This is a genomic window from Streptococcus phocae (assembly GCF_001302265.1).
In the GTDB taxonomy this organism is placed as follows: Bacteria; Bacillota; Bacilli; order Lactobacillales; family Streptococcaceae; genus Streptococcus; species Streptococcus phocae.
The window spans coordinates 19,194-40,294 of sequence record NZ_LHQM01000020.1; the positions used below are offsets into that span (position 1 = coordinate 19,194).

The following is a 21,101-nucleotide window of genomic DNA, read 5'->3' on the forward strand; positions in this document are numbered from 1 at the left end:
TTTTTTTGAGAAATTTATCACAAACCTTATTGACAAAGGTAGCATAACATGATAAATTAAGTGCAGTTAACAAAAAAGTTAAGTCTTTGATAAAATAAATAGAAAGTTGACTTAGGATGAAAAATATCAACAAGTATGCAGTCCTTGCTTTATCGGCCTTTGTTCTCACGCAGTCAGGTCAAACCGTTAGTTCAGAAGGTAATCTGGTCTCGTCAAAGTTGGTCACCAAGGTGGCTATGGATGATGACATTCTCTTATTTGAGGAGATTGGCCCTTATGCTGACAATGCTGAAGGGAAAAAATATTATAAAAATATTGAGAAAATCATTATCGATAAAGATACCTATGATCACAAGATAGAAGGCGACTACACTTATGACATTAATTATAAAGGGATAAAGGTTAGAGCTAACCATATCAGTGATGGAAAGCATGACTTAGTCATTGTCAATCCAACAGATGGTGGAGTCTTGGTCACTTTTGAGAAAAAAGGGGATAAGGTAACTTTTATTTCAGCAAAAGAAGCAGATCAAAAAGATCTGTCTGCCACTGAGTCAACAGATCATACGGCAAAAGAAGATAAAAAGTCATCTAAAAAGACTAAAGAAAGCAGCAAAAAAGGATCAGCTTTAGCTGACTTGAGCATGATTACAAAGCTAGAAAAAGAAGATGGTAGCATCCTCTTTCCTCAACTAGATCGCTACTCGTCAGATAAGGCAATTCAAAAATTTGTCCATCAAATCACCTCAATTAAGGTTAATGACAAGGCCTTAACAGATATCAGTTATGGTAGCGTGGCTAACCAAGACGCTTGGGTCTCTGATATGCAAGGGATTCATATTGGAACAACAGCTCTCACAGAAGGCAAAAATAAGATTATTATTTCTGCAACAGGCTTTGAAGATATGATCATCACGGTGACTAAGTCAGGTGATACCTATACCTTTGTCTCAGCCCAGCAAAAACAAAGCGCTCAAGATAAAAAAGAAGATGATAGCAGTCTTGATTTTAGTGCCTTAGAAAAAGCCATTGCTGAGGCAGAAGCTATCATAAACAGTGAGGCGAATAAAGATTCTGTGAAAGCCCTAGCTGAGAAGCTTCAAGTAATCAAAGAATCCTATAAATCCATTGATAATAAGCCGTTATTGCAAAAAACATATGACTTATTAATGGATCTCATTCATGGCTATAAGGGCGAAGAGCTTCAGATTTCTAACCTAAAAGAGGGTACTTATACTGTCAGCTTTAGAGCTAATAAAGAAAACACTGATGACTCATCAATGCTTCAAGGGGCATTTGACAAAAAAGCGAAGCTTGTCGTCAAAAAAGATGGTCAAATGGAGCTGTCCTTACTCAATACGGCTTTAGGACAATTCTTGATGGACTTTTCAATTGAAAGCAATGGCAAGTATCCAACCTCTGTTCGCAAGCAGGTAGGAAACAAAGACATTAATAACAATTATGTCCGCAGTGAGTTTACCTTCCCAATCTCTGATTTGGAAAAAATGCATAAAGGAGCCGTTTTGGTTTCTGCCATGGGTGGACAAGAAAGTGACTTGCACCACTACGAGAAATATACCAAACTGGACATGACTTTTGGCAAAACAGTGACCAAAGGTTGGACAGGTTATCAGGCAGAAATTGATGACAAAGAAAAAGGCGTTGGCTCTGAGCGTCTCGAGAGGGTATTGGTCAAACTGGGAAATGACCTGAATGGTGACGGTAAAATGTCACCAGATGAAATAGCTAAGTTATCAGGTGAATTGCACCTTGACCATTATGATTTGACAGATATTTCCTTGCTTAAGCATGCAAAAAATGTGACAGAGTTACATTTGGAAGGGAACCATATCTCAGATATTCCAAAAGACACCTTTAGTCAGATGAAAAACCTACGCTTCTTGAACCTTAGAAGTAATGATTTGACACACTTGGATAAGGATATCTTTGCTAACAATAATCAATTAAGCGAGCTCTACTTGTCAAGTAACTTTATGCCAACCTTGGAAGAAGACCTCTTTAAAGGGCTTAGCCAGCTCACTCAGTTGGACTTGTCTAAAAACCGGATCAACACCCTTAGCGATGATCTCTTCAAGGACTTGTCTAGGGTGGTGTCGCTAGCATTAGCAGAAAACAGCCTTGAAGAAGTTTCTGAGACGGTCTTGGTATCGCTAAAATCACTGAACTTTATCGACTTGTCAGACAATCATTTGTCAGTCTTGCCAAAAGCTTTAGAGAAATTGGACAAGCTAGGAACCATTGTTGCCAGTCGTAACCATATTGTCAGCATTGATAATATTGACTTTAAGCAACTGCCAAAACTATCCATACTGGACTTGTCGACAAATGAAATCGCTAGCCTTCCAAAAGAAGCCTTTAAGTCTAATACGAAGTTGACCAAGCTTGATTTCTTTAATAACTTGCTGACACACGTGGACGAATCGTCCTTGCCAAATCTTGAAGAACTCAACTTAGATTTGAAATTCAATCAACTCGGTCAAGTTAGCGACAAAATCAAGTCACTAATTGGGCAAAACAAGATTACCCCTCAAAAAACAACAGCAAGCATCAAGGCTTCTCTAAATGGTTCAGGGATCGATTACCACCAAGACTTCAGCTTGTTAGACTTGTATTATTGGGAACAAAAAACCAATTCTGTTATTGATAAAGAAATTCCAACTGTTGAAGAGTATCACAAATTCTTGAAAGAAAAAGGCTCAGACACAGCTTCCTTGCTAAATGAGATGCAAGCAGACTGGAACATCATCATTCAGTTGCAAAAGAAAACCTCAAATGGCAGGTATGTGACCGTTAGTGAAAAAGTACTGACTTCAGATCCACAAGATCAGCTTGATGGTCGCTTGGCTCTTAAAGGAGAAGGAACGTACCGTATCCGCAAGTCTCTTGTAACGAAACGATTTGCTGATAAGAGAGAATATGTCTATTTGGTATCTAACGATGTGACGGTTACAGAAAATCAGCTAGCACATCCAGAAAAACAAGACGGCAAGCCAAAAGGTTTAGACATTAACCATTTGAAAGACGGTGCGTATTACCTCAATGCGAAAATGCTCAAAGACGATTTAGAGTCAGAGTCAATGTCTAACAATGCTATCGATCATCGCGTGAAGCTCATTGTTGACAAGGGTGTCTACCGTCTAGAAGTTGAATTCAAGAGCCTGAAAATTGGACAAATGATGGGCTATCTTGGTGAGTTGAGCTACTTTACAGATGGTTACCAACGTAATACTCAAGGAAAACCTGTTGGGCATAAAGAAAAAGCTACTGTCATCAGTTACTTTACTGATAACAATGGTCAACCAATCGCCGATAACTATGGAAAAGATTATCCAAAAGTCTTGACCTTTAACTTGATTAATCAAGCCAAAAAAGATGGTCTAGTGCCATTACAAGTTTTTGTGCCAATTATGGACGCTATTTCTAAAGGAAAAGGATCTCAAACCGTCTTTATGAAACTTGACTTGCAAAGTCTGACAAGTGATAAGGCAGATCATGCACATCCAGATACAGACCATGCTAAAAACCTAGTGCCTGATATTGGTATCCAACCAAAAGACAGCCCACAATCTCCAAATACCAACACAGGTAATGGAGACCATAAAGGGCCTGGTCTTAACAATCTTAACGGCCTTCTGTCTAAGAAACCATCTTCGGATGCTAAGGATAAAGCACCATCCAAAGATCAGGATAAAAAAGGCACTGACAAGCTCAAGAGTTTGATTGCATCACATGATGCTGAAAAAGACAAGAAATTGTCAGACAGTAAGGATGCTCCTAAATCTGCAGAGGCATCACACCGAAAAGGCCGCCTACCAAAATTTGTTGACAGCCGAAACAATCACATGATTATTGGATTAGTCACTTTCTGTGTGGCAGCTATTGGATTGGTAATAGGTAGGAAAAAACTGTTTTAAGCTGGTGCTTATTGGGTTGAAGAGCTAGATACGGTTTATGTTGTCTAGCCTAATGACAATATTCATGATGACATGCAAAGACACACCTATTTCTGAGATTCTGCTATATTTGGTTCAGATGAAGAGAAATGGGTGTGTTTTTTGTATGGGATAGAAAGATACTATTAAAGCGAGGAAAACATGATAAAGACTCTATTCGGGAAAACTAAGCAACTCTGCGTGTTATCGCTTGTCTGTCTCTCGTTGATGGCAGGTAAAGTGGATGCGGAAAGAGGGTATATTTATTCTTGTGCGATTCAAAGAGATTACCGTCATCCTGTTTCTGGTCAAGTAGAAGACAGTGGTGGAGAAAAGTCCTTTGAAATAGGTCAAGGGATGGTAGAAGGATCGGTCTATGGTTCTGGCATGCTAGAGCAGGGCTCGTCGGGGCGTCTGAACCTAACATTTCGCATGAGTTTGGCAGACTTTTCGGGCAATTATCAGTTTTGGATCCAACCTGGCGGAACAGGTGCGTTTCAAGCTGTTGACTACAGCATCACAAACACAGGATCAGACACCAACGGCACCACAAAAGATGTCAGCATTGCTATTCCAGACGTCAACACAGTGATTCGAGGAAGCATGTATGTAGAGCCGATGGGAAGAGCGGTTATCTTTTATTTATCCCCTGCCAGTATCCAAGAAGGCTATGCTGGTGATATGACACCAACTCTTGTGACAGAAAAAGAAGCTGGTGAGCCGGCTTCAGATGCCGTCACAGCTGTAAATCAGCAAAGGACGTCTGAGCGTCAGAAATCTGCAACGCCAGGGCTATCATCAGAAAAAGAAAACAAAAGCTCATCGGCTAGTCACTTGAGCCAATCGCCGACAACAAGTCTGACATCGCAAAAATCCAATCGGAAAAAAGGGGGTAAGATGGGACTGATGACATCTTTAGATCAGAAACAACCGTCCGAAAACCTACCTGCCAGCAAGGGTTCTATTATGATTTATTACCTGCCAACGGTGACCATTTTACTTGGAGCCTTGTTCTTATATATCAAGAAAAAGAGAAAGAGCCATGACAAAACTAATTAAAGTGGTGGTGTTGGCATTAGCTGGCCTATCTTTGTCAGCCTGTGTCGATCAGCACCCAGAACAATCAAAGTCCCATTCTAATGATAGAATTGTAGCCACGTCAGTAGCCGTAGTGGATATTGCGGATAAATTGAACTTAGATTTGGTAGGGGTTTGCGATAGCAACCTCTACACTCTGCCAAAGCGATATGACGGGGTTAAAAGGGTGGGGCTTCCGATGAATCCTGATATGGAAATTATTGCTTCCTTAAAACCGGATTGGATTTTAAGTCCCAATTCCCTCCAAAATGACCTTGAACCCAAGTACAAACAATTAGATGCCGAATATGGATTTTTAAACCTGACTAGTGTTGAAGGGATGTATCAATCCATTGATGATTTGGGGAAACTCTTTGGTCGAGAAAAAGAAGCTAAGCAATTACAAGAAGATTATCATCAGTTTTACAAAACCTTTAAAGCTAAACATAAGGGAAAGAAAAAACCAAAGGTCTTGATTTTAATGGGCTTGCCAGGGAGTTATTTGATTGCAACCAACCAGTCATACGTTGGAAATCTACTAGATTTAGCAGGTGGTGATAACGTTTATCACTCAGATGATAAGGAATTTTTGTCAGCTAATCCCGAAGACATTTTAAAGAAGCAACCGGATATTATTTTGCGCACTGCGCATGCCATTCCAGATAAGGTCAAAGACATGTTTGACAAAGAGTTTGCAGAAAATGATATTTGGAAACATTTTGACGCGGTCAAAGCTAAAAAGGTCTATGATTTGGACAATCACTTATTTGGAATGAGTGCCAAATTCAACTATAAAGAAGCACTGGATGCTTTGTCGCAAATTTTTTATGACACTAAGAAAGATGAGTGAGATGAGTAATAAAAACGATCAAACTATCATGCTCAAGAAACGTCGACTTAAGTTAATCTATTTCATCCTCTTAGGGGTGTGTCTGCTTCTTTTGGGGCTACATGCCATTTCGGTAGGCGGCTTATCGGTATCTTATCGGACGATTTTTGAGGGGTTATTTGTAAGTTACAATCCTGAGGTAGCCTTGATTTATGATTTGCGTTTCCCAAGGGTTGTGATTGCCTTATTAGCCGGGGGAGCCATAGCCGTTTCAGGAGTGCTGTTTCAATCGGTTTTGAAAAATCCAATTGCCGATCCAGCTATTATTGGGGTATGTAGCGGAGCTAGTTTTATGGTATTATTATCTAGTGTCTTTTTGCCCCATCTCTTGCTTTATGGTCCACTATTATCATTTGTTGGTGGCGGCTTGTCCTTTGCTTTGATTTATACCCTATCTTGGCGAAAAGGGCTACAACCAATTCGGATTATTTTAACAGGGATAGCCATCAATGCTCTTTTTATGGGACTTTCCAATGCCTTGGTCGGTTTTTCAGCTTCAAGTAGTCCCGTGGTCAATGCCCTGATATCAGGGAATATCAGCCAAAAAACATGGGGCGATGTAGGTATTTTATTGCCTTATACCTGTGTTGGCTTGGTCTTGGCGGTACTTGTGAGCAAGCAGTGTGACCTGTTGCTATTAGATGATAAGGTCATCAGAAATTTAGGTATTGACAGCAATTACTTGCGCTTAGGCATATCACTACTAGCTATTTTACTAGCTTCTGTAGCGACATCGGTGGTTGGCTTGGTTTCTTTTTTGGGACTGATTGTACCCCACATTGGTAGACTCCTAGTAGGAAATAAGCACATTTTTTTGATTCCTTTTTCAGCCCTCATGGGTGCTTTCGTCTTTTTGCTAGCAGACACCTTGGGCAGAAGCTTGGCCTACCCTTTGGAAATTAGCCCTGCTATTGTCATGAGTGTTATTGGAGGCCCTTACTTTATTTACCTACTGAGGAGGTCAGACTTAATATGAGCGCAAATTCAGCTGTAATAACGGTTAAAGATTTGTCTTTTTCCTATGATAATAAACGCGTTTTAGAAGGGTTAGACATCACTCTGGAAAAGGGGAAAATCACGACTATTATGGGAGCTAATGGTTGTGGGAAATCCACTTTGCTGGGGATTTTGACCAAACAGTTACCTCTTAAGCAAGGAACGGTCATGATTAATGGTCAGGATATCAAGACTATCAAGGTCAAAGCCTTTTCCAAACAAGTTGCTGTCGTCCACCAGTATCATCAAGTCATTGATGACATGATAGTGGGAGATTTGGTTGCTATGGGGCGTCTTGCCCATCAACCGTTTTTAAAAGGCGCCAGCTCTACTGACCAGGAGATTGTCGAGTGGGCTTTGCAGGTCACAGACCTACAAGACCTAGTTTTTAGGGAGATGAGGCATTTATCTGGCGGTGAAAAACAACGGGTCTGGATTGCCATGGCTTTGGCTCAAAAAACAGATATCTTGTTCCTTGATGAGCCAACAACCTATCTTGACATTAAGTATCAGCTTGATATTTTACGGCTGATAGCAAAAATCAACCAAGAATTAGGCATCACCATTATTATGGTCCTACACGACATTAACCAAGCCCTATCCTTATCAGACCAGATTATTGGTCTAAAAGAAGGCAGGGTCTATGCCCAAGGCAAACCTGAAACAGTTCTCAATCAAGATTTTATCCAAGCCGTTTTTGGTGTGACTTTACCTGTTGTGGAAAAAGCAGGCAAGCAATTTGTCATTACTTCTTTGACATGATTGACTCAGATGAACGACATACGATTACTATTAAGGAGTAGGACAATATAATATGAACGAGACAACTCATAATATCTCAAGGCAAAAGAAAAAAATGCTCTTGAAACGATTAAAAGAACGGATTGCCCCCAAAAAGGGATTGCTCTACCTTTCCGCTTTTTTATCTTGGTTGCAATTTCTTATGCGGTTAATTAGTTTTTACTTGATTGCTAAGCAGTTTGCAACATTTCTAACTGGAGGCGACCTGCAGTTAGTTCAATTGGTACTAATCGTGGTTGCCTTAAATGCCTTTGGCTTTGGGCTTGCCATGGTTGCTAAAAATTTACAAGGAGTGGCGTCGCAGTTTGCGCGTGACTCTCTCAAAACCTCTTTTTTTCAAGCTTTTATCGATTTAGACGGTCAGTTTGACCAGCAGTCAACTGCAGCAGATGTTCTGACAGTGGCTTCGCAAGGAATTGATAGTTTGGACACCTATTATTCCTACTATTTGTCACTAGCGATGAGAACCCTATTTAATTGCACGACAGTGATGTTTTTGGTGTTTTTGATTTACCCACTTGGTGGCTTGGTGTTTATATTATCTCTACCCTTGATTCCACTATCAATTATTGCCATGCAAAAGCGATCCAAACAAATTATGAACCATTATTGGGCTTCCTATATGGATGTTGGTAACTTGTTTATGGACGATTTAAAAGGGTTGAACACCTTATATTCCTATCAATCAGACGAGAAATACGAGGCGGCATTTGTTGATAAGGCAGAGCAGTTTCGCCAGGCAACCATGCAGCTGTTGGGATTTCAACTGCAAGCTGTTGGGTATATGGATGCGGTCATGTATTTAGGGATTGGGGTATCAGGCTTTTTAGCCATTCAGTCTTTATCTGCAGGTCACCTATCCTTATTTAACTTTCTCTTTTTTGTTTTGATTGCGACCGAATTTTTCACTCCTATCCGAGAGCAAGGGTATGGCATGCATTTGGTCATGATGAACACAAAAATGGCGGATCGTATTTTTGGGTTTTTAGACAGCATTAGCCAAAAAGACTCGCAAGAAGGGTCAAAACTAGAGCCTTTTGATAGGGTGACAATTAGCTCATTGTCATTTTCACACGGCACCATGCCTTTGCTAGATGACATCAGTTTAACGCTGGCCAAGGGAGAAATCACCGCTATTGCCGGTGTTTCTGGGCAAGGAAAAACGAGCTTGGCTCAACTATTAATGAAGCGTCATGAGGCAGATAGCGGACAAATTTTACTTGGTGCTACAGCTATCAGTGACGTGTCAAAAGAAGACATCAATCACGAAATTCTCTATGTTTCAGACCAGTCGAGTCTGCTCAATCGAAGCATCTATGACAACCTAGCAATGGCGACAGACATGTCGAAAAAAGAGTTGCTGGCTTGGATTGAACAGCATGGCATCTTGCACTTTATTCACTGGCTGCCAGAAGGCATAGATACCATTGTTGGTGAAAATGGCAGTCGCTTATCACCAGGTCAACGCCAACAAGTGATTTGTGCAAGAGCCCTATTGAGCAGGCGATCACTTTATATTTTTGATGAGGTGACTTCAAGTGTTGATGCTGAGAATGAGGCCATGATTCAAAAAATGATTACCCACTTATCCCAAGAGGCGATTGTGGTAGTGATTACTCATAAAATGAAATACGTCAAGCAAGCTGATCAAGTGCTCTTTTTGAGTCCTGGCAAAAAAGCCGTTCTCGCAAGCCCAGATGCATTAAGCCAAGACAATGCAGACTATCGCCACTTGGTTGACACACAAGAGAGATTGGAGGCCAGCCTTTATGGTTAAACAAGAGTATAAAACAATCCAGCTAGTATTACGCTTGTTGGTCACAATGAAACACCTCCTGCCCTGGATTACACTAGCGGTTACCTTTGCGGTATTGGGCTTTTTAATCACCGTGAGTATTCCTACGGGCCTCGTTTATTTTGGCCTGTTTGCGGTGACTGGAAAAGAAGTGTCCAACCAACTGATGTTAGGCTTTATCGCCTTAGCTTTTCTAAGAGGTTTGGTGCGCTATGGTGAGCATTATTTCGGGCATTTTGTTGCCTTTCATAGTTTGGCAGCTTTTCGTCAGATGATTTTTCACAAACTACGCGCCTTGTCTCCAGCTCGTTTAGACAACCAAGACAGTGGTCATTTGCTAAAAATGATTGGCGAGGATATTGAGGCTTTAGAGGTATTTTTTGCGCACACCATTGCCCCGATTTGCACGGCAGTTATCTCAGCCAGCTTGATGTTTTTGTTTCTTGGACAGGTGAGCTGGCAGTTGGTCTTGATCGCAGTTGTGACCTATGCCTTACTGGCGATTGTCATTCCTATTTACTTTGCTAATATTCTCCAAGGATTACTGCAAAGCCAAAACCAGCAGCGTAAAAGCTATGTGTCCAGTTTTTTAGAGAGCTTGACCTCAGTCAAGGATTTATTACAGTTTCAAAAGATAGATGAACAATTTAGCCTTTTATCTGAAAAGAGTCAGCGAGTTAATGCTTTAGACCGTAAGGTTGCCCAGGCCCAGTTTTTACAGATGGCCATTACCTTTTTTGTTCTCGGCTTGGCTATTTTGTCCTTGGCATACCTTGTTTTAAATGGGGCTAGACAAGAAAGCATAGATCCTGTAAAAGGATTAATGGCTTTTGTTGCCTTTACGGCTTCTTTTGCACCATTTTTGGAGTTGGGACGTTTGCCACTAGGATTCAAACGAGCCATGAATGCCGCAGGCAATGTCTTTGGGCTTTTAGATGAAGTTGCCGTACAAGACCTTGGACAAGAGGAAATCGCTGATATTAAGAGCATTCAGATTGACAGTTTGAACTTTGCTTATCCCAATCGTCAAGAAGACATCTACAAAGATCTCACCATTGCTTTTGCAGGCAAGGGGATTATTGGTATTCATGGCGAATCAGGTTCTGGAAAATCGACATTGATGAAAGTCATCATGAAATGGTACCAATGGCAGTCGGGTCATGTTTTACTCAATGAAGCTGACAGCCAACACTTAAATGCAGCAGCCTTACAAGCACGATTTGCTTACGTGCCACAAAATCCTCAGATTTTCCAACAAACCTTGCGCGAAAATTTGACCTTTGGTCGCCCAGGCATTTCTGACGAGACCATTCTGGAGCTAGCAGAAGCGTGTGGCATGAAAGAGCGTATTTTAGCTTGTGAAAAAGGTCTTGATACCCTTGTTAAGGGAGCAGATGATTTTTCAGCTGGTGAGGGGCAGCGCTTAGAGTTGATGCGTGCCCTCCTCAAACAAGCGGATTGCTATATTTTTGATGAGCCGACCGCTAATTTGGACTCGCTTAACGAAGCCATTTTGATTGATTTAATACGGCAACACTGTCAAGGGATGGTCTTTTTGATTTCACACAGGCCTTCGACACTAGCTTGTGCAGACCGACTCTTCCACTTGAAAAACGGATTTCTAAAAGAGGTAAAAAGACATGAAACAATTAAAAATTAAGGATATAATGACAACAGGTGCCTTTGCAGCCCTGTACTTTATGTGTGTTGGACTAGGGACATTGATAGGAATCTTTTTTGACAAGTCAGGAAACATGCTCTATGCGCCAGCCTTTGCAGCCGTGCTAGGAGCAACGGTGTACTATTTATTAATCGCTAAATTACAAAAATTTGGTCCAGTGACCTTACTGGGCGTGATTATGGGGCTCTTTTTCTTTTTAACAGGGCATTTTTTTGCAGCCATGTTTCCCGCATTGATTTTTGGCGTTTTAGCCGATGTCGTTGCCTCTCTTGGCAAATACCGTTCTAAGACAATGAACATTATATCTTACTGCATCTTTTCATTTGTGAACAGTGGACCGATTATCTTGATGTGGGTCGTTAAAGACGCTTACGTTAAAAGCCTGCTTGCGCGTGGCAAGGACATGGCTTATATTGAGCGAGTGATGTATGACTTTACTTTGGGTCATGTTAGCTGGTTTGTAGCAACAGTTGTCCTGGGTGCGATTGTAGGTAGTTTGTTTGCTCATCAGTTGATTAAAAAACACTTTATCACATCAGGGATGCTTTCATGAGATTAGATGTTCGTACCAAACTCTTATTATTGCTTTTGGCCAATGCTTGCTTTTTTTTCCGCGTTGATGGTGCTCTAGCAATGATGATAGTAGGCGTTTTACTGGTTTTGTTGTACACGCTTGGCAGACATCGATTGGCTCTTTATATAGGACTTTCTTATCTCATTGTGACGAGCTTGGCATTCTTGCCTGATCAGCTGTTACCTGCCTACGCTTATCGTCTAGTGAGCTTTGCTGTGACAGCGAGCCAGTTGGTCTATCCTTCTTTATTAGCTGCCTTGATTGTGGTAAAAACCACAACGGTTTATGAATTGGTTCACGGCCTTAGAAAGTGGCATTTTCCAGAGGTTTGTCTACTGACTTTTGCAGTAATGCTACGTTTTTTACCCATGATTAAACAAGGTAGTCAGACCATTCATCGCTCACTAGCTGTCAGAGGGATTTTACGTGGAAAATGGGACATCGTCAGACATCCCAAACAGTACTTAGAATATTTGTTGGTCCCCTTGCTGTTATTGTTGTTGAGGCGTAGCCAAGAGCTAACGATTGCCAGTCTCACAAAAGGCTTGGCTATTAAAAAAGGGACTAGCGAGACCTTCTCTTCACGCTTAACTTGGAAAGATTGGGGGGTACAAGCATGGCTGTTTACGACCATGGGCTACATCGTGTTCCGATAATCAGGGGGAAAGAACTCACCTTTACCTATGCCAGTCGTCAAAATTTGGCATGTGAAGTGCCGACTTGTCACATTGAACCTGGTGAATTTATTGTTTTATGTGGCAAATCTGGGTCTGGCAAGTCAACCTTTTTAAAATTGTTAAATGGTTTGATACCAGATTATTACACGGGGCATTATGAAGGAGAGTTATCTGTTGCGGATTGTCAGGTAGGAAGAGACAGTGTTGAGGTGTTTTCGAGGCACGTGTCTTCTGTTTTTCAAAACCCTGCGAGCCAGTTTTTCTACCAAGAAGTCAAGCATGAGTTGGTATTTCCATGCGAAAATCAAGGGGTCGCTACTGATGTAATTCTTGAAGATTTATCTATTTTGGCAACGGATTTCGCCTTTCAAGAGCTACTCGAAGCGCAGATGACGGATCTGTCAGGGGGTCAAAAGCAACGTGTAGCTATTGCGACAGCAATCATGCAAAAAACCCCCATCATGGTATTTGATGAACCAACAGCCAACTTAGATTGTCAAGGGGTAGAAGTTGTCAAAGATTATTTGAAGGCTTTAAAGGCTGTCGGGAAAACAATCGTTATCGCAGAACACCGACTTCACTACCTTATGGACTTGGCAGATCGCTTTATCTATTTTGATCAAGGGCATTTGACACAGTGTTGGACGCCTGAAGAGCTACTTGCCCTTCCTGACGCTAAGCGTCAGGAGTTGGGTTTGCGTCAGCTTGATCTAGGAGTTGTCAAGCAAGAATTACAAGCTAAAACCGTTGGCAGGCATTATGATCCTAGTCATGATTTTCAGGTGAAGAACCTCCATGTTAGAGCGGGTAAAAAAAAGCTTTATCAGTTGGAGCACCTTAGCTTTAACTCCGGTCAGGTCACAGGAATTACAGGGCCAAATGGCCTTGGTAAATCACAACTGGTTTACTACTTGACGGGTCTTTTAAATGACCCTAAAGCTCAGATTAGCTATAAAGGACGCCTTCTTTCAGCCAAAGAGCGACTGGAAATAACCAGCTTAGTCATGCAGGATGTTTCTTTGCAGTTATTTGCTGAAACGGTCAAAACAGAAATCAATATGGGGCATGACAAGCATCCCCAGACAGCACAGGTGATTGATAGTCTAGCTCTTTCGGATTTGCTGGATAAGCATCCTGCCAGTTTATCTGGCGGTGAGCAACAGCGGGTGATGATCGCTGCGAGTGTCTTGTCTGACAAAAGCGTGATTATCTTTGATGAGCCAAGTAGCGGGTTAGATGTCTTGCAGATGGAAGCCTTGGCAGACCTTTTAGAGAGCCTCGCATCACAAGAAAAAGTAGTGATTGTGATTTCTCACGATGATGAATTGCTTTTACGCTCATGTGACAGTGTTTATCAGATGAGTGCACAAAACGATGCGAATGCTTAACAAAACTCAGTCAAGACAAAAAACCTTGGAAATAATTTTCCAAGGTTTTTTGGATTTTATGATAGATAGTAAGTAGTAGTTATATAGAGTGTTCATTTATAAGTGAAAACATCAGTGTTATTTTAATTTAAAGGACATAAAATATGCATTATAAGAGATGAAAAAGTGTTTTATTTTTTATGAAATGGTAATGATAGTGTGTGTAATATTTAAAAAATAAAAAATGAGATAATAAATTAAAAATAAATATTATTCATTGTGAATAGATACCAACATTTATAATAGATTAATATTACTAAAAAATTGAATCGACAGCTTTTAAAACGATTTTTTTCACAAACTAAAATGCGTTTTTTACATATTTCTGCTTAAATTTAATTTTAAAAATCATTGACAAAAAATAAAAACATGTGTAAAATAAATCAACCTAATAAGCAAAATGTTAGAATTTGAGAGGGTTATTTTAATGTTATTTAAACAAAGAGGTTTTCGTACTTGGAAATCAAAAAAACAATGGCTTTTTTCAGGAGCTCTTGTAGCAATTAGTGTTTTAATAGGAGGAACTCCAATGGAAGAAACTCCAATGTGGGGAACTCCAATAGTTCATGCTGAAAGTTCCAGTCCAACATTAGTTCCTCCGCATGATGGATTGTTAGGACCGGGTTACTTCGGTAAAAATGATAATGAGTCAGACGGATATTCAGATGGATATTCAGATGGAAGACATTCAGACCTTAGCCGTGACGATGGTATCAAAAAACGATTTGAAGAAAAACAAGCTAACAAAGGTTATGATTGGAAAGATGACTATGGGACAGGCTATACTCATGGTTTTACAAGAGGAAGAAATGATAAAATATTATTAAACGGTCAAGCAGGGGCACCAAGCCTACCAGGCTTTGCCTTCGGCTTTGGCTTGGACTTCAGTTTCAACCTTAACTTTGATTTTCATTCTTGGCTATAAGATTACATTTAAAACAGAAATAGAAAATCAATTTTTTGTTAACCTTGGTTGATTTACCAATAGCTAATATTTAGAGAAGACCAACATGATATACTCCCCTTATAGTGGACAGTGAAAAAAACAAAAATTCACTAGAAATGAACTGCACCTCAAAAGTTAGACATAAAATCTAACGAATGGGGTGTTTTTCTGATGAAGTTAAGTTATGAAAATAAACTAGAAATCTATACACTAAGAAGGGATGACATTCCTTGGTCTCAGGTTAGTGAGGCATACGATGTTAGTCTTTCCACTCTTAAATACTTGATAAAGCTTATGGATAGGTATGGCGTTGAGAGTGTTAGAAAAAGAAATGAAAAGGCAACACTTTTCTGTACAAATTTTATAAAGTGTTTTTTAGGCGATGACTCGCTTAGTTATAGGGGGTTGATAATTGAGACTGCTGTGTAGACGGTGATGGTTCCACCAGTGCACATAATCTTTGGTTTTAAGAGTTAGCTCTTCTAGCGATTGAAATGTCTCTTGGTTAATAAACTCAAGTTTAAAGGAACGATAGGTACTCTCAGCGACGGCATTATCGTAAGGACAACCAGCTTGACTAAGTGAACGAGTAATGCCAAAGGCTTCTAACATCTCATCTATCAGTTGATTATCAAACTCTTTGCCACGATCAGAATGAGAGAACTTGACTTTGGTAAGTGCATAAGGCACGCTTTGAATGGCTTGCTTAACGAGTTCTGCTGTCTTGTGCCAACCAAGAGATACACCTATGATCTCACGATTGAAGAGGTCAATAATCAAGCAGACGTAAGCCCAATGCTTATTGACACGGACATAAATCAAGTCTGTCACAATCGCTTCAAGTGGCTTTTGTTGGTTGAAGTCTCGAGCTAAGAGGTTTGGAATTGGGGCGTCATTCTTCCCTTTTGAATACGGTTTGAAAACTGCTTTTTGGTAAACAGAAACCAAATGTTGTCTCCTCATGATACGACGAGACAGTTTTAATCCTTTAGATTCCAGACGTTTCTTGACTTTCCTATCATCATATCTGGACTTGCTTTGGAGGAAGACAGTTTTAATCCTTTAGATTCCAGACGTTTCTTGACTTTCCTAGCATCATATCTGGACTTGCTTTGGAGGAAGACAGTTTTATCGTTATCATCAATCTCGGTCTCGGATACATGCTCTACGGCTTGGTAGTAATAGCTAGAACGTGGAATATTTAACCAACGACACATAGCTGAAATACTATATTTATCCTTATTAGCAGTAATTATTTGCCTTTTTGTGCCATAATCACTACCGCTTGCTTTAGGATGTCTAATTGCATTTCTAGTTCTTTATTGTATTTTCTAAGGGTTATCAGCTCACGCTGTTCATCTGTTAGATTATCAACAGATTTGAAGGAACCAGTTGTTTTGGACTGTCTCATCCACTTATCGAAGGTTGAAGGAGTTAATTCATATTCTTTAATCAGCTCACTGCGTTTCATACCTGCATTGTGAAGATCCACGATTTGTTGTTTAAAGTCATCAGTATAATGACGGCGTATTTTTCTAGACATAGTTTTCTCCTATTTTCTTTAGTGTAGAACACTTTATAAATTCTGTCTAGTTTAGTGTTACCTATTCATTTAAATGTTTAGAGCAATGATGATAAGAGGCTTACAGTTGCCTTCGGTCTGAACTCTTGTATAATAGAGGTAAGAGTTTTATTAATCAAAAGGATAGGGAACTATGCACCTAAAATCACCAATAGCTGATTTAAAAGGATTTGGTCCAAAATCGGCAGAAAAATTTCAAAAATTAAATATTGCTTGTGTTGAGGATTTGCTATTGTACTACCCTTATCGTTATGAGGATTTCAAAAGCAAGTCAGTTTTTGATGTGTTAGATGGTAAAAAAGCTGTGCTTACAGGGACAATTGTGACCCCTCCTCAGGTTCAGTACTATGGGTTTAAGCGCAATCGTCTAACCTTTAAAATCAAGCAAGGTGAAATAGTTATTGGGGTTAGCTTTTTTAATCAACCATATTTGCAGGATAAGTTAGTTCTGGGAGACGAGGTGGCAGTCTTTGGCAAATGGGACCAGAAAAAAGCAACCCTGACGGGGATGAAATTATTAATGACTGTGGAAGAAGACCTGCAGCCGGTCTACCATGTTGCTCAAGGAATTAGCCAAACAGCCCTCATCAAAGCCATTAAATCAGCCTTTGAAAGCGGTGCATTGAGCCAGCTTGAAGAAAATGTGCCTGAGGTACTAATCAACAAGTACCGCTTGATGCCCAGGCAGCAGGCGGTCTATGCCATGCATTTTCCAAAAGATTTAAAAGAGTATCGTCTGGCTTTGCGCCGTATCAAGTTTGAAGAGCTTTTTTATTTCCAAATGCGTCTGCAGGTGCTTAAAACAAGCAACCAGTCAGCGAGTAACGGTCTAGCCATAGCTTATGATCAAGAAGCAGTCGCTCGTCAGGTTAAGGCTTTGCCCTTTAGCCTAACTCAGGCTCAGAGCAATAGTCTAGCTGATATCTTGGCAGATATGGCATCTGGCAAGCACATGAATCGTCTCTTGCAAGGAGATGTTGGGTCTGGAAAAACCGTGATTGCGAGTTTAGCCATGTATGCGGCTTATACAGCAGGGTTTCAATCAGCAATCATGGTTCCTACAGAAATCCTGGCTGAGCAACATTATGACAGCCTTAGACAGCTTTTTCCAGATTTATCCCTAGCCAGATTAACCTCCGGCATGAAAGCCGCTGATCGCAGAGCAACTTTGGCAGCTATTGCGGATGGTTCTGTTGACATGATTGTTGGCACGCATGCTTTGATTCAAGAGGCTGTGACTTATCACCGTCTTGGGTTAGTCATAACTGATGAGCAGCACCGTTTTGGTGTGAAACAAAGGCGTGTTTTTCGTGAAAAAGGGGATAACCCAGATGTGCTAATGATGACCGCGACGCCTATTCCAAGAACCTTGGCGATTACCGCCTATGGTGAAATGGATGTTTCAGTGATCGATGAACTCCCAGCAGGGCGTAAGCCCATTATCACGCGTTGGGTCAAGCACCAACAGTTAGACAGTGTCTTGTCATGGATTCAACAAGAAATTCCTAAAGGCGCCCAGATATATGTCATTTCACCGTTAATCGAAGAATCTGAAGCTTTAGACTTGAAAAATGCAGTTGCCTTAGCAAGCGAGCTCAAGGAATACTTCAAAGAAACAGCTCGCATCGCCCTCATGCACGGCAAGATGAAAAACGAGGACAAAGAAGCCATCATGCAAGATTTTAAGTCCCAAAAAACCGATTTATTAGTGTCTACAACCGTTATCGAAGTTGGGGTCAACGTGCCAAATGCTACGATTATGGTCATTATGGATGCGGATCGCTTTGGATTGAGTCAGTTGCATCAGCTGAGGGGACGAGTTGGCCGAGGAGATAAACAGTCCTATGCCATTTTAGTGGCTAATCCAAAGACAGATACGGGCAAAGAACGTATGACCATTATGACACAAACCACAGATGGTTTTGTCTTAGCCGAAGCCGATTTAAAGATGAGAGGGTCAGGAGAAATTTTTGGAACCAGACAGTCAGGACTGCCAGAGTTTAAAACTGCAGATATCATTGAGGACTACCCTATCATGGAAGAAGCCAGACGTGTTGCTAGCGCCATTGTGTCAGATCCAAAATGGCAAGAACAAGCCCAGTGGCAACCATTGGTTAAACATTTAACACTTGCTGATGATTTTGATTAGAAAAACCCCTTTGTGCTGTTAGGCGCAAAGGGGTTTAGATTAAGGCATTAGCCTTCAATATAGTCTTTTAAAGCTTGTCCAGTCAAGCCTGCATTAAGAGCGATGAGCAATTTTAGGCGGGCTTTAGGAGCATTGAGTTCTTTGATAAACATCACGCCGGCCTCTTGCAAGACAGCACCCCCACCAGGATAGGCATAGACTGGCTCGGCCATGCCATTAAAGCATCGCGATACCAAAACAACAGGAATGCCAGAGTCGATAACCTTTTGGATTTCAGTCATAGCCTGAGGAGGTAAATTACCAGCCCCCAGTGCCTCGATGACCACCCCTTGGATGCTGTCAGGCGTCAGCAGGCTTAAAATACTGCCATCGCCCATCCCAGCATAGGCTTTGATGATAGGAATAGTACCGCTAATTTCCCTGATGTCAAAACGAGTCCGTGGTTCAGCTGTTTTAAAAAAGAGCAAATCATTTTTCATGATAACACCTAATGGTCCATGTGTTGGCGTTTGAAAGGTTGATAGATTTGTTGTGTGTGTTTTGGTAACGTATTTAGCAGCATGAATTTCATCATTCATGACCACCAGGACACCTTTGCCTTTGACCTTATCGTTACTAGCTACACGTAGAGCGGTCAGGTAATTGTAGATGCCATCGCTCCCGATTTCATTAGAAGACCGCATCGCTCCAGTGATAACCACAGGTAAATCATCAGGCAAGGCCATGGTATCCAAAAAATAAGCAGTTTCTTCTAAGGTATCTGTGCCATGAGTGATAACAACCCCATCACATTGGTCCAGATGTTCTTGAATTTTATGATAAATGGCTAGCATGTGATAAGGTGTGATGTGTGGGCTTGGTAGGTTTAAAAAGTTAACGACCGTCAAGCGTATATTATCTAAGTTGAAACCAACATGATTCATTGGATTTTCCTGGGTTGTGACAATCTTTCCAGCAGGATCAGCCTGCATGGAGATGGTTCCACCAGTATGTAGGACTAGAATTTTTTTCATTTAAGGTTATACTTCTTTCAAATTTGCAGGATCAGCTATTTCACATCTTAAGGGTGCGAGATGCTAGGCTTTTTAAACGTTTTGACTCTATTTTACTACGTTTTCTGTGACGTTACCACCGAAACAGTCAGAGATTCAGGAACCAATATTTAGAGAAGACAATGTAGAGTTTAGTGGATAGTAAATCTAAATAAAGTTCCCCTACCTCTTGCAGTTGATAATAACCTAAAATAAGACAATGGTTAACTAGTCATTGTCTTATCGTGTATTTGTAAAATAAATCCTTGTCAGACTTGACAAATGATAGAAAATGCTTTATCAAAAAAATCCGTCTGTCTTAATTAAATGCGATTGTTATGCTTTAATTGTAATAGTAAATATTTACTTCGTCATCAAACATGTTTCCGACAATATCAATGTTAACAATATCTGTATTTTTATATTGCTTGGAATTTGTTTCATAGACTGTAGATTTGAATTGAGCTTCATCTGGTTTTTCGCCAAATTTTCCTTCTTTAACTTCTGAAGTTACAAGTTTGAAATATTTACCATTATGTTCTCTCATTTCATACCACTCATCTTTTTTTTGGGTTTCTACCCAGTGGTCGACAAAGTACTGATTTTTAAACTTTTCTTCTTTTTCCCAATATGCTCTGGCTGATACAGTAGTAGTCGTTGCTAGGCTTAATGGTAAAGCTGTTGCGGTAATGGATAAAGCAGCTACTAAAGGGAGTGATTTTTTTATAATGTTTTTCATAAAAGTGTCTCCTAAATAAGTAATATAGTTTTTCGTTGAAACGTTTAATCTCTGAATAATAAACAAAAGTTTTGCTAATGAAGGGTTAGTCATATAAATCAAGGCGCCGTTCTAATGAAAACAACATTCATTAATATAAAAACATTTAATAATTACTTAAAGATTAACTTTTTCAACTTATATACAAATTATATAACATTTTTTTTAAAAAAACAACATATTTATTAAAAAAATACTGTCAATAATCTTGTGTAAACACTCAAGTAGGGTTGCTACATGTTAATCAAATAAGCTATCAAGCGTATCAGAACATTTTCCAAATACTTTATGGATACGTCAGTCTTGTTTGAAATTATAGTCTTCAAATAGTGTGACAAGATAACGTTCCAAAGCCTCCTCATTTGGAAGCAAAACCTTCTTTTTACTTTGACGTTTGATGTCCTTATTCAGCGATTCAATGAGGTTTGTTGAGTAGTTACTGCTCCAAATGTGATGAGGAAAATCATAAAATGTTAAAAGATTGTCAGTGGACTCTAAAGGCATCATTATTTTCTTATGGTGTGGTTTCCACTCATTGATAAAGTATTCTAATGCTTGTTTTTCTTGATCTAAATCATTAGCGCGATAGATTGTTTTGAAGTGCTCAAGAATCTGTGAACGGACCACTCTTTAACCTTGCTTGCGATATTTCGACCAATGTGGACCAAACACCATTGTTGCTTTGCCAAAGGATAAGCTTGACAAATGATTTGGTCAAGGTCATTGAAACCATCTGTAACGACAA

The 21,101-nt window shown here is 40.1% G+C and carries 14 protein-coding genes and 3 pseudogenes; 13 read left to right on the forward strand and 4 right to left on the reverse strand.

Annotated elements, in window-relative coordinates:
• The first annotated feature begins 116 nt into the window (after nucleotides 1-116).
• From AKK44_RS05335 to AKK44_RS09100, 12 genes and pseudogenes are all read left to right on the forward strand, one after another.
• The gene (locus tag AKK44_RS05335; RefSeq protein WP_054278828.1) at nucleotides 117-3,935 is read left to right on the forward strand and encodes an NEAT domain-containing protein; all 3,819 of its coding nucleotides are present in this window, start codon (nucleotides 117-119) and stop codon (nucleotides 3,933-3,935) included.
• Between the two features lie 180 nt (nucleotides 3,936-4,115).
• Entirely contained in the window at nucleotides 4,116-5,012 is an 897-nt protein-coding gene (locus tag AKK44_RS05340) for a heme-binding Shp domain-containing protein (protein ID WP_054278829.1), read from the forward strand.
• Nucleotides 4,996-5,880: a heme ABC transporter substrate-binding protein IsdE gene (isdE, locus tag AKK44_RS05345; protein WP_054278830.1), complete on the forward strand. Its 885-nt coding sequence runs from the start codon at nucleotides 4,996-4,998 to the stop codon at nucleotides 5,878-5,880. The genes AKK44_RS05340 and isdE overlap by 17 nt, the downstream gene beginning before the upstream one ends.
• On the forward strand, nucleotides 5,873-6,895 hold the full coding sequence (locus tag AKK44_RS05350; protein WP_054278846.1) for a FecCD family ABC transporter permease: 1,023 nt from the start codon (nucleotides 5,873-5,875) through the stop codon (nucleotides 6,893-6,895). Before isdE ends, AKK44_RS05350 begins: the two co-directional genes overlap by 8 nt.
• Entirely contained in the window at nucleotides 6,892-7,677 is a 786-nt protein-coding gene (locus AKK44_RS05355) for an ABC transporter ATP-binding protein (protein WP_054278831.1), read from the forward strand. Before AKK44_RS05350 ends, AKK44_RS05355 begins: the two co-directional genes overlap by 4 nt.
• Before the next feature lie 52 nt (nucleotides 7,678-7,729).
• The gene (locus AKK44_RS05360; RefSeq protein WP_054278832.1) at nucleotides 7,730-9,493 is read left to right on the forward strand and encodes an ABC transporter ATP-binding protein/permease; all 1,764 of its coding nucleotides are present in this window, start codon (nucleotides 7,730-7,732) and stop codon (nucleotides 9,491-9,493) included.
• The gene (locus AKK44_RS05365; RefSeq protein WP_054278833.1) at nucleotides 9,486-11,171 is read left to right on the forward strand and encodes an amino acid ABC transporter ATP-binding/permease protein; all 1,686 of its coding nucleotides are present in this window, start codon (nucleotides 9,486-9,488) and stop codon (nucleotides 11,169-11,171) included. Before AKK44_RS05360 ends, AKK44_RS05365 begins: the two co-directional genes overlap by 8 nt.
• Nucleotides 11,152-11,745 carry an MptD family putative ECF transporter S component gene (locus AKK44_RS05370; RefSeq protein ID WP_054278834.1) on the forward strand — a complete coding sequence of 198 codons (594 nt, stop codon included), beginning with the start codon at nucleotides 11,152-11,154 and terminating at the stop codon, nucleotides 11,743-11,745. Before AKK44_RS05365 ends, AKK44_RS05370 begins: the two co-directional genes overlap by 20 nt.
• A complete protein-coding gene (locus AKK44_RS05375; RefSeq protein WP_054278835.1) occupies nucleotides 11,742-12,422 on the forward strand; it encodes an energy-coupling factor transporter transmembrane component T family protein in 681 nt (226 codons plus the stop codon). The genes AKK44_RS05370 and AKK44_RS05375 overlap by 4 nt, the downstream gene beginning before the upstream one ends.
• Nucleotides 12,383-13,831, forward strand: coding sequence for an ABC transporter ATP-binding protein (locus AKK44_RS05380; protein ID WP_054278836.1), 1,449 nt, complete (start codon nucleotides 12,383-12,385; stop codon nucleotides 13,829-13,831). The genes AKK44_RS05375 and AKK44_RS05380 overlap by 40 nt, the downstream gene beginning before the upstream one ends.
• A gap of 439 nt (nucleotides 13,832-14,270) precedes the next feature.
• Nucleotides 14,271-14,795, forward strand: coding sequence for a KxYKxGKxW signal peptide domain-containing protein (locus AKK44_RS05385; protein ID WP_082385569.1), 525 nt, complete (start codon nucleotides 14,271-14,273; stop codon nucleotides 14,793-14,795).
• 192 nt (nucleotides 14,796-14,987) lie between these two features.
• A pseudogene (locus AKK44_RS09100) lies at nucleotides 14,988-15,152 on the forward strand (IS3 family transposase); the annotation flags it as partial.
• 39 nt (nucleotides 15,153-15,191) lie between these two features.
• Here AKK44_RS09100 and AKK44_RS08685 read toward each other — a convergent pair.
• A pseudogene (locus AKK44_RS08685) lies at nucleotides 15,192-16,359 on the reverse strand (IS3 family transposase).
• A 172-nt stretch (nucleotides 16,360-16,531) separates the two neighbouring features.
• Here AKK44_RS08685 and recG point away from each other — a divergent pair.
• Nucleotides 16,532-18,547: an ATP-dependent DNA helicase RecG gene (recG, locus tag AKK44_RS05405; RefSeq protein ID WP_054278841.1), complete on the forward strand. Its 2,016-nt coding sequence runs from the start codon at nucleotides 16,532-16,534 to the stop codon at nucleotides 18,545-18,547.
• Between the two features lie 47 nt (nucleotides 18,548-18,594).
• Here the strand turns inward: recG and AKK44_RS05410 are convergent, their stop codons facing one another.
• The 3 genes and pseudogenes from AKK44_RS05410 to AKK44_RS05420 form a co-directional block, all read right to left on the reverse strand.
• Nucleotides 18,595-19,560, reverse strand: a complete 966-nt coding sequence (locus tag AKK44_RS05410) for an asparaginase (protein WP_054278842.1) — start codon at nucleotides 19,558-19,560, stop codon at nucleotides 18,595-18,597.
• A gap of 361 nt (nucleotides 19,561-19,921) precedes the next feature.
• Nucleotides 19,922-20,317, reverse strand: coding sequence for a hypothetical protein (locus AKK44_RS05415; RefSeq protein WP_054278843.1), 396 nt, complete (start codon nucleotides 20,315-20,317; stop codon nucleotides 19,922-19,924).
• Nucleotides 20,318-20,653: 336 nt separating this feature from the next.
• Nucleotides 20,654-21,045, reverse strand: a pseudogene (locus tag AKK44_RS05420) (transposase).
• Nucleotides 21,046-21,101: the final 56 nt, after the last annotated feature.